The following is a 14,844-nucleotide window of genomic DNA, read 5'->3' on the forward strand; positions in this document are numbered from 1 at the left end:
TCCGGTTATTTAACGGCAACCAGCAGTGCGCCGATTGCGATCAATACGACGCCGGCCGAGTTCAGCCAAGATATTTTTTCGCCGAGGAACAAAAAGGCCAGAATGACGGCGATCACGACGCTTAACTTGTCGATCGGCCCTACCTGCGAAACTTTGCCGTACTTGAGGGCCAAAAAATAGAACAGCCACGATGTTGCACCTGCCACTCCGCTGAGCACGATAAAGCTGAGTGCTTTTTTCTGTGTAAAAATGCTTCCAAGCTGGCCGAACTTCCCCTGCACGGCAATGACACCGAGCAGAAACAGGGCCATGATCACGGCCCGGATCGCCGTTGCGGCGTTGGCATCGATGTTTTGCAGACCGATTTTCCCGAAAATGGATACCAACGCAGCCGCTGCGGCTGAAAGCAGCGCGTAAATAAGCCATGCAGGCATAAGCATCCCCCTTTTCCATAAAAGACTTTTCAACAGCGGTAAGGATTCCCTATTATAGTATTGTTCATCACTGACTCAAATCATGAATGATTTTACAAAATATCCATTCCCCGAATCCCTGGCACGTTTTTGCGCGTAAAGAGGGGTAGGATGAACAGAAATAGATGAAAAGAGGTGGACTGCCATAGGGAATCAGACCAAGGTTTTTCCTGACCATATCCAATTTCGCTATCCGTGGCGTTCCTATCAAAAGCGGGTACTGGACCGTTTGGACGAGCATTTGCGCAATCGTCACCTGCATCTTGTCGCGCCTCCCGGATCCGGCAAAACGGTTTTGGGCCTGGAAGTCATGCTGCGCATCAACCGGCCGACGATCATTTTGGCACCGACCTTGACGATTAAGGAGCAGTGGGCAAACCGCTTCATGGAGCTCTTTTTGGATACAGACATACGCCCGGATTGGTTGTCGACTTCCATTCATCATCCGGCAATGGTCACGAATACAACTTATCAGGCCTTACATACCGTTCTCAGTGCCGCTGAGAAAAAATTTGAGGAGCTGGGTGACAAGCTGTCTAACGTTCCAATTGAACATGGGATGAAAACGGCGGTCGATGATACAGAAGATGCTGCGACTGAACATGGATCGGTTCCGGAGGAGCAGGAGATTCAAGAAGACATGAAGGTGGCGGAGAAAGAAGACGAAGGGGACCAGCCGTCACCAGCGGTGGAGATTATTGAAAGGCTGAAGAAGTTGGGCCTGCACACCGTCATCTTTGACGAAGCCCATCATTTGCGCGTGTCCTGGTGGAGGAGCGCCGTTCAGCTGTGCGGCATGCTGGAGCGGCCGACCAAAATTGCGCTGACGGCAACGCCGCCGTATGACGTGAACCCGAACGAGTGGCAGCGGTATATCGAGCTGTGCGGTCCGATGGATGAGGAGATCAGCGTGCCGGAGCTTGTCCGTCATGGCGAGTTGTGCCCGCATCAGGATTACATCATGCTGACCCCGCCAGAGGAGAATGAAGCGGCACAGCTCCGCGAGTTTCGCATGCATGCGGCTAGGCTACGGGGCGAGCTCATCCGGGACAAGTTCATGACCGGGCTGATCGCCGGCCATCCTTGGATCACAAACGGGGAATCCCATATGGAAGAGATTTTATCTTCTCCGGGATATTACTCCAGCATGGTTATTTTCTTACGGGCGGCGAATCAGCCGGTGTGGCGCGATGCGGTAAAGCTGCTGGGGCTTAAAGAAGCAGATACGCCTAATCTTAGCGACGAATGGCTGGAGGAACTGTTGAACGGGGTATTGTTTAAAGATGCCTATGTGGAATCAGATCGGCCTGAGCTGAAGGAACTTCGCAGACGGCTCAGCCAACTCGGCATGATTGAACGGCGAAAACTGTACTTGCGGACTACCCCGGCACTGGATAAGATGCTGGTTCACAGCGTTTCGAAGCTGAAGCAAATCGGGCATATCCTCGATTTTGAGAGATCGGTCCTTGGGGAAGGCCTGCGAATGGTCATCCTGACCGATTATATCCGGAAGGAAGACATGCCTAAGCAAGCGGGGGATGAACAGCCAATTCAGCGCCTCGGGGTGGTCCCGATTTTCGAAACCATACGCAGACGGCTTAAAGAAAAAGAACCGAGCGTGCGAGATCTCCCCATCGGCGTCCTGACCGGCTCACTTGTGATCCTGCCAGTCGATGCGGCTGCTTGGGTACGGGAGACGGCCGGTCAGCGCGGAATTATGCTCACGGAGCGACCGCTCGCCCATGATTCCGAATACGTGTCGATTGAAGTGCGCGATGCAAATCGTTCAGCGATTGTCGAATGGGTCACCGAGCTCTTTGACCAAGGTGGCGTTCATGTACTTATCGGTACGGCCGCGCTGCTGGGCGAAGGTTGGGATGCGCCGGGGATCAACTCGATGATCATGGCCTCCTACGTAGGCTCATTTATGCTGTCCAATCAAATGCGGGGCCGTGCGATCCGTGCTCAGCGCGGAAATCCGGATAAAAGCGGGGTGATATGGCATTTGGCCTGCGTCGATACGGAGCTTGCGGATGGCGGAGAAGATATGGCGTCTCTAGCCAGACGTTTCCGCTCGCTGGTGGGCTTGTCCGTTACGAATGAAACGATCGAGTCCGGCATGGAGCGTATGGGATGGGTGCCGGGACAGTTCGCGGAAAGGGATATTGAGCTGTACAATGCACAAACATTGGAAAGGGCGAAGGAGCGGCATTTGCTTAAAGAGCACTGGGCATCAGCCGTCGCCCTGCAGGGTTCGATGACCGAGGAGCTGAAGGCAGGGGGAAATATTGTTCCAAGGCCAGTGGTTTTTCCTTATACGATCAAAGCGGTTGTTATTTTTGCGTTGGTGTTCGCATTGGAGACTTTTTTTGACGCGGCTTCATCGCCTCAAATGATGAACTCGGATGCACCGGGGTGGTTCAAATTCAGCATCGCTGCCGGTTTGGCTGCCGTCTGTGCCAGCCCCTGGATCTTCAAGGCTGCAAAAATGACGATCAAGCACCAGTCGCTGGAACGAAGGATTCGCGAAGTCGGATTAGCCGTATACACCGTGCTGTTTGAAATGAAGCTGGTTCAACCCGCTCCGAGCATCCATCTGATCGGAACCCAGGAGGAAGGGGGGACGGTCGTATGCTGGCTGAGGGATGGGAGTACGCATGAAAAGACACTGTTCCTAAATGCCCTGCAGCAGCTGCTCGATCCGATTGACAATCCCCGCTATCTAGTCTATCGCACATCGTGGCGGTGGTTCGGCCGGCCGCATGATTACCATGCCGTGCCGGAGGAGATCGGGCGCCGCAAGGAACATGCCGAGCGGTTTGCCGTTCTGTGGCGAAAGCATATCGGACCGGCCGAGCTGGTCTATACCCGGACTCCCGAGGGCCGCAAGAAACTGCTCGATGCAAGGGCGAAATCCCTAACGTCGATGTTTGTCCGCAAATCCGAGCGGGTCAGCGCTTGGCGGTAAGCCGAGCAAACCAAAACATGCGGCACTGAAGCTGGTGAATTTATTGCGGAGAATTTTCCCAGGGTGGCAACCAACAGCTGATTCCAGGCGTTTATTGAATCTGAATTACGCCCATGAGAACCAGACACCGTATCCTGGAGATACGCTGAGCTTCGCCGGGGACGGTGGGTATCCTGAGTATGGAATATTAGATTTCGCTTATCTCAGTCCGTTCCAAAAAAACGCCAACTCTGAGCGGCTGACCTACTGCCCAAAGAGCGCAGTTTTCAGGAGATGGCCGCTTCATGCACTGTCGACACCGTGAAAATCTGTTCATATGCAGGATGGAGATATCACGTACAAACCGCTGATCGCAGCGAACAAGCAGGATCAGGAGGGGATTCGTACCGTTTGCCGGATCCTTAAAAAAATGACTTCGGAAGGCACGGAAGTGATGCTGCCTCGGATATTTCCCGAAACGTTTTTCCACGGCATGACGGTAGAGTTCACTGCCGGGGATTCCGTCAGTATTTACATGGCTGAAGGAAACAAGTTGGCCATGGGTTCCGAATTAGGAGGGAAAACTATTTTTCTGGAGGATGCCGGATTGGTTAAAGAATTCATAAGTTTTAAAGTGAAACCTGAAGAATGAAGAGTTGAAACAAGCCGCTTTGCAAGTCGGCTTGTTTTTTTGTTTATCATGCAAAACTAATTTGTGTAAAGCCCAATTCTAGGATTTTATCTGTAAAAATAACCCTTGACACAAAAAACCAACCCAGGTATATTATTAATTAACAAAATGTTAATTGTGAATCGATACAGGAAAGGCGCTATCAAATATGTCCAACGAACACGCACTTCAGCAATACGATGTCCGAAAATACCGCACACCTGACGGCTATACGTCCGACATCGCGGTCTTTACCATCCGTTCGGAGAAGACGGAAGCATTTAAACCGCCGGTCATGGAGCTGCAAATTATGCTCATTAAACGGAGCATGACGGACAGTGAAGGCCGTCCCAATATCGAAGCTGGAAAATGGGCGCTGCCGGGAGGCTTTGTCGAAGCAACGGATTCCGCGTTTCAAACAGCGCAGCGGGAGCTGAAAGAAGAGACTGGGGTCGAGCATATTCATCTGGAGCATTTTGGCGTATACGACACGCCGGGCCGGGACCCGCGGGGCTGGATCATATCGAATGCGCATTACGCGATCGTACCCGAGCGCCATCTGTCCCAGAGAGCAGCCAATGATGACGCGATCGAGGTCGAGCTGTTTCCGGTCAACGATGTCCTGTCTCTGGACTTGGCGTTTGACCATGAAGTCATCATTAAGGACGCCATCGCCGTCATCCGGCGGAAGCTGCTGGAGACGACGGCCGCCAAGGATTTTTTGCTTGAGGAGTTCACCTATTCGGAGCTTCAGAGCGTACTGCTCACCGTAACGAACGATTCGGCGATTGCTCTGGATGCGGCATTTGCTAGAAAGATCAAGTCCCTCCCGTTTATCCAGGAGGTGGCCGGCAAGAAGACGAGCCGAACGTCGAAGAAACCGACGCAGCTGTATCGCTTTGTGGATGTGGATATCAGTAGCTCCATATATCACAGCAAGAAGTAAATCCACTTTACGGAAACTGTTCGGCATTCCGACTGCAGGAACGCATGCCCATGCGATGGTTCAGGCTTACAGGGATGAGTATACCGCTTTCTGTACGTATGCAGAGTCCCACCGGGACTGCGTTTTCCTAGTCGATACGTATGACACGCTAAAGTCCGGGGTACCGAACGCAATTAAGGCGGCCAAAGCGTACGGTGATCGGATCACCTTTAAAGGCATACGTTTGGATAGCGGCGATCTGGCTTATTTATCTAAAGAGGCCAGAAAAATGCTCGACGATGCCGGATTTCCGCAAGCCCGAATATATGCTTCCAACGATCTGGATGAACAAACGATCAGCGCTTATCGATGTGTGGGGTGTCGGAACCAAACTCATTACCGCTTACGATCAGCCCGCACTGGGAGCCGTTTACAAGCTGATTGCCATTGAGAATGAAACTGGTGAAATGGTCGACACCATCAAGATCAGCTCGATCCAGAGAAGATTACAACTCCGGGCAGAAAACGGGTTTATCGCATCATCAACCGGAACAACGGCAAATCGGAAGGCGATTATATTGCGCTGGAGGATGAAGAACCACAGAAGGAGACGGGTCTCAAAATGTTCCATCCGGTGCATACGTATATTGCCAAATTCGTGACCGATTTTGAGGCCAGGGAACTCCATCATCTGGTTTTGGACAGGGGCGGTCTGGTGTATGAACTGCCAGACTTGAAGGGTATCAGGGCGTTTGCGCGTGACAACCTTCAGGTGCTGTGGGAGGAATATCAGCGGATCCTGAATCCGGCTGAGTATCCGGTGAACCTGAGCCAGGCATGCTGGGATAACAAAATGAGGCTGATCGACGAAATTCAGCGGGACATACAGCGGCAGCTGCAGCCTTAAGGAGGAGAACATGGCGAAAATCGGAATATACGGATCCTCGTTCGATCCCATTACCAACGTGCATCTGTGGACGGCCAGCACCGTGGCCCACCGCTGCCGGCTGGACCGGGTGATCTTCCTGCCCTGTTCAAGCAAAAGGCCGGATAAATCGCTGCGTGCCAGCGACGAGCATCGGTGGAACATGATTCAACTTGCGATCGATGGCAATGATAAATTTGTCGCGGACGAATACGAGATGAAGCAAGCAGGATGGGAAATTGCCACCTATCTGACGCTGAAGCATTACAAGGAGGCTTTCCCGGACGACGACATTTACTTTATCATGGGAGCGGACCTGCTGCTTGATATCGGGGAAGGGAAATGGAAGAAATCCGAGGAGCTCATTCAGGAAAACAAGTTTATCGTGATGGCCCGGGACGGAATCAACATGCTGGCGGCCATCAGCAAATCGCCGATCCTGCGTAACGCCGACGACGGACAAACGTTCCATCTGATCGACAAAGGGCTCGCGATGGAAATCAGCTCGACGTACATCAGGGATGAATTCAAACGAGGCGGAGAGCCGCGTTATTTGGTTCCCGACAACTGCTATGCTTATATGTGCCAACATCAACTGTACCGATAGAAGGGAGTCATTTATATGAAAAACCAACAACAAATTATTCAAGAACTTAACGTGAAGCCTGAGATTAAGCCGGAAGAGGAAATTCGCAGACGAATCGGTTTCCTCAAGGATTACTGCAAAAAGGCAGGGGCCAAAGGGTTTGTGCTCGGCATCAGCGGCGGACAGGACTCGACCCTGGCCGGACGTCTTGCCCAGCTTGCGGTCCAGGAGCTGCGTAAGGAAGGATATGAGGCGAAATTCTACGCGGTGCGGCTCCCTTTCGGCATTCAGCAGGATGAGGACGATGCGCAGAAGGCGCTGGATTTTATCAAGCCTGACGAGAGCTATGATTTCAACATCATGAATGCCGTCAACGCTTTCGCCCTTACGTATTCTGAATCAACCGGAACCGGGCTTCCCGATTACCATAAAGGAAACGTCAAAGCGAGAATGCGGATGATCGCCCAGTACGCCATTGCTGGTGAGCGCCAGTGTTTGGTGATCGGGACGGACCATGCCGCCGAAGCGCTCACCGGGTTTTTCACGAAATTCGGCGACGGGGGAGCGGATATTCTGCCGCTGACCGGGCTGACCAAAGAGCAGGGCCGCCAGCTGCTTAAAGCTTTGGGCGCCGAAGCGCGGTTGTATCTGAAGACGCCTACGGCCGATTTGCTGGACAACAAGCCGCAGCAGCCGGATGAAACCGAGCTGGGCATGGAATATGAAGTGATCGACCAGTATTTGACCGGTCAGCAGGTTGATCCACAGGAGCAGCTCAAGATCGAGCAGCGTTACGATCGTTCGCAGCATAAACGTGAGCTGCCTGTAACCCCTTTTGATGAATGGTGGAAATAAGGCCAAGCGCCGGCTTTAGCCGGTGCTTTTCACGTTTAAAAAGTTTTCTACCGTAAATCCGGTTTGTGCGGCTGCTATAATAAAATGTATGGAGTCGAGTGAGGTGAGCCGGCATGGATATCCAGTCCATAATCCATCGAATTACACAAGATCTTAGTCAGGTGAGTGGGGTTAAGGCCATCGTACTTGGCGGTTCCAGAGCCAGGGGAACGCATCATCCCGGATCCGATATCGATATCGGTATCTATTATGATTCAAGGGAAGGATTGGACGTCAAAGAACTCCGTCGAATCGCTGCTGCCCTCGATGATGAAGGCCGAAAGGACCTGATCACGGAGATTGGCGGATGGGGACCTTGGATCAACGGCGGGGGCTGGCTGCAAGTCGAACAAACTCCGGTTGATTTTTTGTACCGCGATATCCGTAAAGTCTCCATGGTGATGGATGAATGCCTCAAGGGAAACGTCACGATTGATTATCAGCCAGGCCATCCTCACGGCTTTATTAACGCCATTTACATGGCGGAAGCCGCGTTGTGCCAAGTGCTATGGGATCCTGCTGACATTTTTACCCCGCTGAAGTCTACAACGGCGCCTTTCCCAGCTGTGTATCGGCAAGCGGTCATCGGCAAGTTTTTGTGGGAAGCCGAATTTTCGCTTGACATCGGGATGAAAGGGGTTGCCAAGAAAGACACCTCTTATGTGAGCGGATGCTGCTTCAGGGCGGTATCCTGCTTGAACCAGGTGCTGTTCGCCATAAATCATCAGTATTGCATGAACGAAAAGGGAGCGACAGCCATCGCCGACGCTTTCGATATCGTGCCGCCAGCCTATGCAGAGCGGATCCAGCAAATGTTTACCTTGGTATCGGCAGATGCCGAACGGTTACAGGAGGCGCTTGATATTCTGCGCAAGCTGGTACAGGAAACCAAGCGGCTGGTCACAGCAGGGGATTGAAGCAGGTGGGTAATAGTAAGCATGAAAGAGAATATAAAAAAGCTGCCGGGTTAATCGGCAGCTTTTTTGCATTTATTTGGATTGACTACACCATTATCTTAAAGTCTTGAGGGCTCCGCTCCAAGCTACGACTTGATCCAGCATCGCATTGACATTGTCCAGATGAAGGGCTTGCGGTTTAAAGACCGATCCGTTTTCAAAATCGGTGAACAGAGACAGCGTTGGATGAACGCGAACATCGGCAACCAAAAGTTCTCCCAGGATACCGCGGAGATGTTCAGCTGCGCGCGCGCCGCCGGTGGATCCGTAGCTCACAATACCTGCTGCCTTGTTGTTCCACGCTTCACGGGCGAAATCAATCGCATTCTTCAGCGCGCCGGTAATGCTGTGGTTGTATTCCTGAACGATGAACACAAAGCCGTCCAGTTCTCCGAGCTTTTGGTTCCAGGCGGCGATGCCAGGTTCGGAACCGTCTGTCGTTCCGAGGAAAGGCAGCTGATAATCGCTGATATCCACGATTTCGTAGTTAGCGTCACCGCGCTTTTCTGCAATCTCTTTGATCCATTGTCCCACTTGCGGGCTTACCCGGCCTTGACGCGTGCTTCCCAAAATAATTCCGATGTTCAATTTGCTCATTGTAACTTCCTCCTTGGCTGCTGTGCCAAATATTTTTTTGAAAAACGACATCTTTGCACCACCTGAACCATCTATGATGTGTATTTTGATTATGAACCGACTGCAGTCTGAATTCATCAGTAAGTTACTTTACGTAAGTTATTATATTTTTTAAATTTAATGTTGTCAACATAAAAACTTTATTTAAGTAATTTAGATGCCAACGATGAGATGGACCAGCTGAGGAAGGAAGCGTCGGCTGCGGCGTGGAAGTAAATCAGCGGCATGACGCAAGATAGAGAGCGAAAGGTGAGATTATACGATGAGGGCTACAGACGATATAAAAATGCTGGACGTTCCGTGGCATCGGTTGACTACGGCATATGGGAGAGGGACGGACGTTCCCGGATGGATTGAAGAACAACAGTTGAAAAAACGTTCGCACTTACGCTATAAACAAAAGCACACACCGCATTAAGCGGCGTGTGCTTTTGTCGCATCAACAGCCTGTTACTTGCCTTGAATGCTCAGCTCGGCAAGATGGGGATTCCAATCGACCTGGCATCCCAGCTGCTTGAACAGGGAGGCCGGCACCATGACGGCGCCGTTGATCATACTTACCGGGCCGGACAATGCCATGGACCGCCCCTGTATGGCAGCTTCGGCTGAGCCGGTACGGAAAGTCACCGTAGTTTGGCCGTATTGAAGCCTGTAAGTGGTCCCTTCCTGAGTTGTAGAGGCCTCGAGTGAGCCTCCGAACTCTTTCGCTATGCTTTTTACAGGCACGCTGATCGAGTTATTCTTGTTGATTGCCGGGAAGGAGGCGGGAAGCAGGCTGCCGTTGATACGAATGGTGATCGGCCGTTGAATGGGAACCGGTGCGTATTCCATGCCGTCACCCGCATTCCGCGGGACACCAACCTCGTTCCAATTGTTCGCCCCCCAGCCGTATACCTGACCTTTGGCATCAACGGCCAAACGGTGGGTATCCCCGGCTGCTGCCGATACGATCCGCTGCAGTCCTTTTATTTTAACGGCTGATCTGCCCGGTTTGCCGTCGTACATCCACACTTCGCCTTGCCGGCTCACCAGCAACATATAACCGATGGAAGCATACACATTTTGAACCTGAAGGGACGGCTGAATGCTCACTGGCTTTACATACAGCTTTTCTGTGCCGGAAGAAGCTTGGATAGACGACCATTTCCAAACCTTGCCGGAACTGTCTACTCCATAAGCGTCATAGGCATGCTGCGTGGAAATTTGCTTCAATGCCGGCAAACCCTGTATTCGGACCGGTACGGAGAGGTGAAGCTGATTCTCTGAGGTGTTCACCGTAAACCTCCAGACAGATCCGGCGGAATCCAGCGCACAGATATAATCGGATGCTGACTGCAGCTGGACGATATTTTTCAAGCCCTTAACTGAAATCGGCTGGCCCGAATCGCCGCTCTTCTGATCTCTCATCCACGCTTTAACGGATCCATCGCTTCCGAGACCAAAGCTGTACTTTTGCAATGTCGTTACTTGCGAGATTCCGGATAAACCCGGGAGTACTCTCGGAACCTGGGTTTCCCGGACGTAGCCCGGCCGTGATCCCCATTCCCATACCGTACCGTCGCGTGTTACGCCCAATTGGTAACCATACCCGTCGGTAGCTATCGAGTTCAATGGTGGCAGTGTGCTGAGCCGTATAGGTGCCGCCATGCTGGAAACCGCTGTGGTATCGGGAATCCCGAGTTCGCCCATTAAGTTTCTTCCCCAGGTCCATACCGAGCCGTCTGCCCTTAATCCGACCGAATAATAATTCCCGGCTGCCACCTGAACGAAAGCCGTTCCCATAGCAGCGGTGCTGGAAGCTGATAACCGTGCTGCAGCATCCATGCGATCTCCCGGTTGAGTGGGTGCAGCCGAAAGCGTTTGGGGTGATACCTCCGCCACAATTACTGCAGATAGCAGTACGCCTTGCATAAAGCGGGAATATTTCATGATCATCCTCCGTGCTCTTTTTTCATGAATCTACTAATCAAGACGCTCGCATAATACGGGAAGTTGCGTTAATCCAAGCGTAATCTTTATCGGAAAAGATTCATGTCCGGCCAATCGTTGCCCCGGCGGATCCCTACGTTTCATAATTCTATTTAGCAGAATCTAGCAGACAGGAGGTGGATATGATCGATCAGCAGGAGTATGGAAAATACGTGCTTGGATTGATGGATGAAGAAGAGGCTGAAGATTCGACAGGGCCTATTGAAGAGGAGATGTTTTACGGCTATTTTTAAATCTATATGCCCAGCGGAAAAGGGGTGGAAGCCACGTTCGCGCCCCTGGATGAGGTTGAATCTTTTTACAACGCATCCTCCCGATCTATGAAATGCTGGATCCGCAGGACTTTCAAGGGGAATCGATGCCTGGGTATTTTAACGGAACATCTGATCATGTATCCGAAGAAGAGCTCAGGGATCTCGGCAATAGGCATCTCCTCGATTTGAAACAGCTGATGGACGATCATGCCGAGCTGGAGGAAGCGGTAGAGGCATCGACGTATCTCGGAACGGTCTCTGAGGTCTTCATCGTATCCGGCGGCGAAATCGATAAAATCCGGCAGGAGTACGATCCCGTCGTACACGAATCGTTGTTTGAGCTGGTGAGTGAACATACGGATGATCAGGAACCCGTTCAAATGTTGAGCGAGGCTTATTATTCCATTGCCTGTGACTATTGGATTTCGTACTACCTTCAATGGCCCCGCTACGGGCTTGAAGGAGATCCGCTGGCCCCGTATTTCGAGCTGTACAAGCTCGGATATTCGGCGATTTTTGCGAACGGTAAGCTGTATATCGGTAAGCCGTAGTAATAGAAGCCGTTGTCGCAACGGAATGCTATGAAAAAGGCGCCCATCCAAGATGGCCGCCTTTTTGTGCTCATACAGTAATGATCAGTTTGATGTGCCGCGTACCTTGCCTTTCCTGAACAGCAGCGGGTAAAACAGAATGCCGCTGACGATCAATGCAATTCCAAGCAGGAAGGTTTTCAAATCCGCCGTTCCCGCGATGATGACCCAAAGCGAATACAATGCGGCAAGACCCGCGATAATGCCCTCGGTTACCCGTTCTTTGCGAGCCGTAAAGGTTTCTCCGGTCCAAATCAGCTTAATATGATAGAGAGAAGCAATCAAATAAGGGACCAGATATGCAAGTGTGGCAATATAGATGATAAAATCGAATGCCGCCGAGATCGAGCCGGAGATCGTCGACAGCAGCAACACCTGACCGACCGCGTTCGAGATCCAAAGCGACGTCTTCGGCATGCCCTTTCGGTTCTCTTTGGAAAAGGAAGGCAGAAAGACGCCCCGCTTGGCGGCCTGAAACGGCACCTCGGCGCTCAGCAGCACCCAGCCGATCGTCGATCCGAGCAGGCTGATCAAGCCGAGCGCAGCGAGCAGTTTGCCGCCGATCGGGCCGACCACGGCGGTGATGCCGTCCACGAGCGGATTCTGGGAAGCCATCAACTGGTCCTGCGTCAGCAGTCCCATCGTCAGGATGCTGATGCCCACATACAGAACGATGGAGATGAGCAGACCGGCAATGGTAGCACGGCGGATGTCCTGCTTGCGGCGGGCGCGGGCGGCAAAGACCATGGCGGATTCGACGCCGATAAAAGCCCATAGCGTCCCAACGGCGGCCGCATTGACCTGGGACAGCAGGCTGAGCGTTTCGCCATTGTCATCGGAACGAGGAGCCAGAAACGGACCGATGTTACTTTTTTGAAAAGCGAATAAAGCAATGATAATAAACAAGGCAAAGCCAACCACTTTGGTTGCCGTCGCGATAAAATTTAATCGGCCCGCACCGTTCATGCCTTTCATGCATATGGCGTGCGTGCCCCACAGAAGAAGCGAGCAGACGATAAATGTCAGCACATTGCCTGCCTTTAACGTTAATAATCCGGTATCGAGCCACACCTTATCACTGGTCAGCACCGGAAAAAGAGTGGAAAGGTAACTGGCGAAGGTCGTAATGACCGCCACAAATCCGGCTATATTGCCTACCCAGTATCCCCATGTGGACATGAAGCCGGCCAGGCGAGAGCCGTGTGAGCCTTCCCGGAACAGCTCCTTCGCATAAATTTGCGGCCCGCCGCTCAGCTCCGGTTTACGGACAGCCAGGCTTCCGAAGACAAGGGCCAGCATAAGAACCCCGAGCCCTGTCGCCAGCCAGGCCAGGATGACGCCCATAGGGCTGGCCGCTTCGGACAGCGAGCGGGGCAGCATAAAAATTCCGGAACCGACCATATTCCCCACGACGAGAGCGGTCAAAATCCAGAATCCCAATTTGTGTCTGGTCATGATGTTAAACTCCTTTTGATTGAATAATGCATCGACTTGTTGAAAAAACACTGACAAGTATTAATCATACACTTTCTTCTGGTAAAGCACCAGAGTAAATTTCAGGGGAGCCGATTTTATGCTGTTAAGGCATCTGCAGGTTTCGCTTGTCCATTCGGCGGGGAAGAATAAAGAAGATAGAACGATGGAACAATTCTGCACAAGGAGCGTGGGAATAATGAGAGAAATCCGTGAAGCGGGTCAAGGGTTTGTGATGGTGGAGGATGATCGGGCGGTGGCGGAAATTACTTTCCAGCCCGTAGACGACCGGACAATCGTCATTGATCATACGTATGTGTCCGAAGAGCTGCGAGGACAGCGGATCGGGGATGAACTGGTCAAAGCGGTGGTGGATATGGCCCGGAAGGAAGGCAAGAAGATTATCCCTGCATGCTCATTTGCCCATGTTCAATTCAAGCGGCATAAAGACTATAAGGATGTGTGGCAGCAAGAATAACGCTGATCGAACATATTGAAAAGAGGTGGGAGCTGTGAAACGAAAAATACTGGTTACCGGTGCAGCCGGACGGATCGGAAGCTGTGTTGCGGATGGACTCCGGTCGACAGGAAAATATGAAGTGATCGCGACGGATATTCGTCCTGATCCGGAGCATGAAGTCGGCAAGCTGGACATCACGGATGGAGAGGCTGTAGCGAAAGCGCTGGAGGGTGTTGATACGGTGCTTCATTTTGGCTGGGCTAAAGACGAAGACGATTTCCTCGGTAAGGTGCTTCCCATTAACGTGACAGGTGCTTATCACATTTATGAAGGCGCCCGTAAGGGCGGCGTATCAAGGGTCATCTTCGCGAGTTCTAATCATGCCACCGGTTTTTATAAAGTAGGAGAGCATATTAAGCCTGAGAATCATCGGCCCGACAGCTTTTATGGGCTCAGCAAAAGCTATATCGAGCTACTGGGCCGTTATTATTCCGATAAGTACGGAGTGTCCTCCATGAACATCCGGATCGGTAATTTTCCGGGTGACGACCGTCCGCACTCGGACCGCACCGCGCATATTTGGATCTCCCGGCGCGATATGGTGCAATTGGCCGAATGCTGCATTGAGGCAGATCCAGCCCTACATTTTTTAACGTTGTACGGGACCTCAGCGAATGACGACAATTATTATGATATCGGTTACCTGCGCGAAAAAATCGGTTATGTGCCCAAGGATAACGCGGCGGACGTTCTGGCACGGCAGGGGCTGGACGAAGACGACATCAAGCAGGAAGAAGGGGTATACCAAGGTGGTCCAGGGGTAAAGAAGGAATAGGTATAGGGAATTGTAGTGATGAACTCAGCCGAATAAGCGGGGAATCGCGATCAAATGAAAAGGAGTTATGCCGTCTGCAGGCGGTGTAACTCCTTTAACGTTTATATTTCTACCGGTGTAACACAGCATGTTACATCACGTTTGCGTATGGCAATGTAAAAAACTCCGCCTTAGGGAGGTGCTTCCCGTTAATAGGCGGAGTTAGAAAGTAAACAAAAATAAAGTTGCCAA

13 protein-coding genes and 1 pseudogene are annotated in these 14,844 nt (G+C 51.8%); 10 read left to right on the plus strand and 4 right to left on the minus strand.

Annotation, left to right across the window (positions count from 1 at the left end; genetic code table 11):
- Window positions 1–5: 5 nt before the first annotated feature.
- Window positions 6–434 (minus strand): EamA family transporter, encoded by a 429-nt coding sequence (locus tag FHS19_RS06895; protein WP_183580504.1) that lies wholly within the window; start codon window positions 432–434, stop codon window positions 6–8.
- Between the two features lie 217 nt (window positions 435–651).
- Between FHS19_RS06895 and FHS19_RS06900 the strand changes: the two genes are divergently transcribed.
- The 7 genes and pseudogenes from FHS19_RS06900 (at window position 652) to FHS19_RS06930 (ending at window position 8,337) form a co-directional block, all read left to right on the plus strand.
- Window positions 652–3,441, plus strand: coding sequence for a DEAD/DEAH box helicase family protein (locus tag FHS19_RS06900; RefSeq protein WP_312887169.1), 2,790 nt, complete (start codon window positions 652–654; stop codon window positions 3,439–3,441).
- A 409-nt stretch (window positions 3,442–3,850) separates the two neighbouring features.
- Window positions 3,851–4,072 (plus strand): hypothetical protein, encoded by a 222-nt coding sequence (locus tag FHS19_RS06905; RefSeq protein WP_183580507.1) that lies wholly within the window; start codon window positions 3,851–3,853, stop codon window positions 4,070–4,072.
- 187 nt (window positions 4,073–4,259) lie between these two features.
- Window positions 4,260–5,036, plus strand: a complete 777-nt coding sequence (locus FHS19_RS06910) for an NUDIX domain-containing protein (RefSeq protein WP_183580510.1) — start codon at window positions 4,260–4,262, stop codon at window positions 5,034–5,036.
- A pseudogene (locus FHS19_RS06915) lies at window positions 4,996–5,922 on the plus strand (beta/alpha barrel domain-containing protein); the annotation flags it as partial. The gene FHS19_RS06910 and the pseudogene FHS19_RS06915, both read left to right, overlap by 41 nt.
- A gap of 10 nt (window positions 5,923–5,932) precedes the next feature.
- Complete coding sequence (gene nadD / locus FHS19_RS06920; RefSeq protein WP_183580513.1) at window positions 5,933–6,547, plus strand: nicotinate (nicotinamide) nucleotide adenylyltransferase; 615 nt, start codon at window positions 5,933–5,935, stop codon at window positions 6,545–6,547.
- A 15-nt stretch (window positions 6,548–6,562) separates the two neighbouring features.
- A complete protein-coding gene (gene nadE, locus FHS19_RS06925; RefSeq protein ID WP_183580516.1) occupies window positions 6,563–7,381 on the plus strand; it encodes an NAD(+) synthase in 819 nt (272 codons plus the stop codon).
- Between the two features lie 113 nt (window positions 7,382–7,494).
- The gene (locus tag FHS19_RS06930; RefSeq protein WP_183580519.1) at window positions 7,495–8,337 is read left to right on the plus strand and encodes a nucleotidyltransferase family protein; all 843 of its coding nucleotides are present in this window, start codon (window positions 7,495–7,497) and stop codon (window positions 8,335–8,337) included.
- 93 nt (window positions 8,338–8,430) lie between these two features.
- On the opposite strand, the gene FHS19_RS06935 is transcribed toward FHS19_RS06930, so the two are convergent.
- Together FHS19_RS06935 and FHS19_RS06940 are read right to left on the minus strand one after the other, a co-directional pair.
- Window positions 8,431–9,024 carry an NADPH-dependent FMN reductase gene (locus tag FHS19_RS06935; RefSeq protein WP_183580522.1) on the minus strand — a complete coding sequence of 198 codons (594 nt, stop codon included), beginning with the start codon at window positions 9,022–9,024 and terminating at the stop codon, window positions 8,431–8,433.
- 438 nt (window positions 9,025–9,462) lie between these two features.
- Window positions 9,463–10,941 carry a stalk domain-containing protein gene (locus FHS19_RS06940; RefSeq protein ID WP_183580525.1) on the minus strand — a complete coding sequence of 493 codons (1,479 nt, stop codon included), beginning with the start codon at window positions 10,939–10,941 and terminating at the stop codon, window positions 9,463–9,465.
- A gap of 418 nt (window positions 10,942–11,359) precedes the next feature.
- Between FHS19_RS06940 and FHS19_RS06945 the strand changes: the two genes are divergently transcribed.
- On the plus strand, window positions 11,360–11,806 hold the full coding sequence (locus tag FHS19_RS06945; RefSeq protein ID WP_246426442.1) for a hypothetical protein: 447 nt from the start codon (window positions 11,360–11,362) through the stop codon (window positions 11,804–11,806).
- An 84-nt stretch (window positions 11,807–11,890) separates the two neighbouring features.
- On the opposite strand, the gene FHS19_RS06950 is transcribed toward FHS19_RS06945, so the two are convergent.
- Window positions 11,891–13,300, minus strand: a complete 1,410-nt coding sequence (locus FHS19_RS06950; RefSeq protein WP_183580529.1) for an amino acid permease — start codon at window positions 13,298–13,300, stop codon at window positions 11,891–11,893.
- A 184-nt stretch (window positions 13,301–13,484) separates the two neighbouring features.
- Between FHS19_RS06950 and FHS19_RS06955 the strand changes: the two genes are divergently transcribed.
- Together FHS19_RS06955 and FHS19_RS06960 are read left to right on the plus strand one after the other, a co-directional pair.
- Window positions 13,485–13,796, plus strand: a complete 312-nt coding sequence (locus FHS19_RS06955) for a GNAT family N-acetyltransferase (protein WP_183581484.1) — start codon at window positions 13,485–13,487, stop codon at window positions 13,794–13,796.
- 34 nt (window positions 13,797–13,830) lie between these two features.
- Window positions 13,831–14,613, plus strand: a complete 783-nt coding sequence (locus tag FHS19_RS06960; RefSeq protein WP_183580532.1) for an NAD-dependent epimerase/dehydratase family protein — start codon at window positions 13,831–13,833, stop codon at window positions 14,611–14,613.
- The last annotated feature ends 231 nt before the right edge of the window (window positions 14,614–14,844 follow it).

Origin of the sequence: Paenibacillus rhizosphaerae (assembly GCF_014192015.1) — a bacterium.
In the GTDB taxonomy this organism is placed as follows: Bacteria; Bacillota; Bacilli; order Paenibacillales; family Paenibacillaceae; genus Paenibacillus_AQ; species Paenibacillus_AQ rhizosphaerae.

Bases quoted from the DNA above. Each gene is read 5' to 3' on its own strand.
- nadD (WP_183580513.1), top strand. From the start codon at position 5,933: ATGGCGAAAATCGGAATATACGGATCCTCGTTCGATCCCATTACCAAC.
- FHS19_RS06940 (WP_183580525.1), bottom strand. From the start codon at position 10,941: ATGAAATATTCCCGCTTTATGCAAGGCGTACTGCTATCTGCAGTAATT.
- FHS19_RS06905 (WP_183580507.1), top strand. From the start codon at position 3,851: ATGACTTCGGAAGGCACGGAAGTGATGCTGCCTCGGATATTTCCCGAA.
- FHS19_RS06930 (WP_183580519.1), top strand. From the start codon at position 7,495: ATGGATATCCAGTCCATAATCCATCGAATTACACAAGATCTTAGTCAG.
- FHS19_RS06955 (WP_183581484.1), top strand. From the start codon at position 13,485: ATGGAACAATTCTGCACAAGGAGCGTGGGAATAATGAGAGAAATCCGT.
- FHS19_RS06895 (WP_183580504.1), bottom strand. From the start codon at position 434: ATGCCTGCATGGCTTATTTACGCGCTGCTTTCAGCCGCAGCGGCTGCG.
- FHS19_RS06950 (WP_183580529.1), bottom strand. From the start codon at position 13,300: ATGACCAGACACAAATTGGGATTCTGGATTTTGACCGCTCTCGTCGTG.
- nadE (WP_183580516.1), top strand. From the start codon at position 6,563: ATGAAAAACCAACAACAAATTATTCAAGAACTTAACGTGAAGCCTGAG.
- FHS19_RS06945 (WP_246426442.1), top strand. From the start codon at position 11,360: ATGCCTGGGTATTTTAACGGAACATCTGATCATGTATCCGAAGAAGAG.
- FHS19_RS06935 (WP_183580522.1), bottom strand. From the start codon at position 9,024: ATGTCGTTTTTCAAAAAAATATTTGGCACAGCAGCCAAGGAGGAAGTT.
- FHS19_RS06910 (WP_183580510.1), top strand. From the start codon at position 4,260: ATGTCCAACGAACACGCACTTCAGCAATACGATGTCCGAAAATACCGC.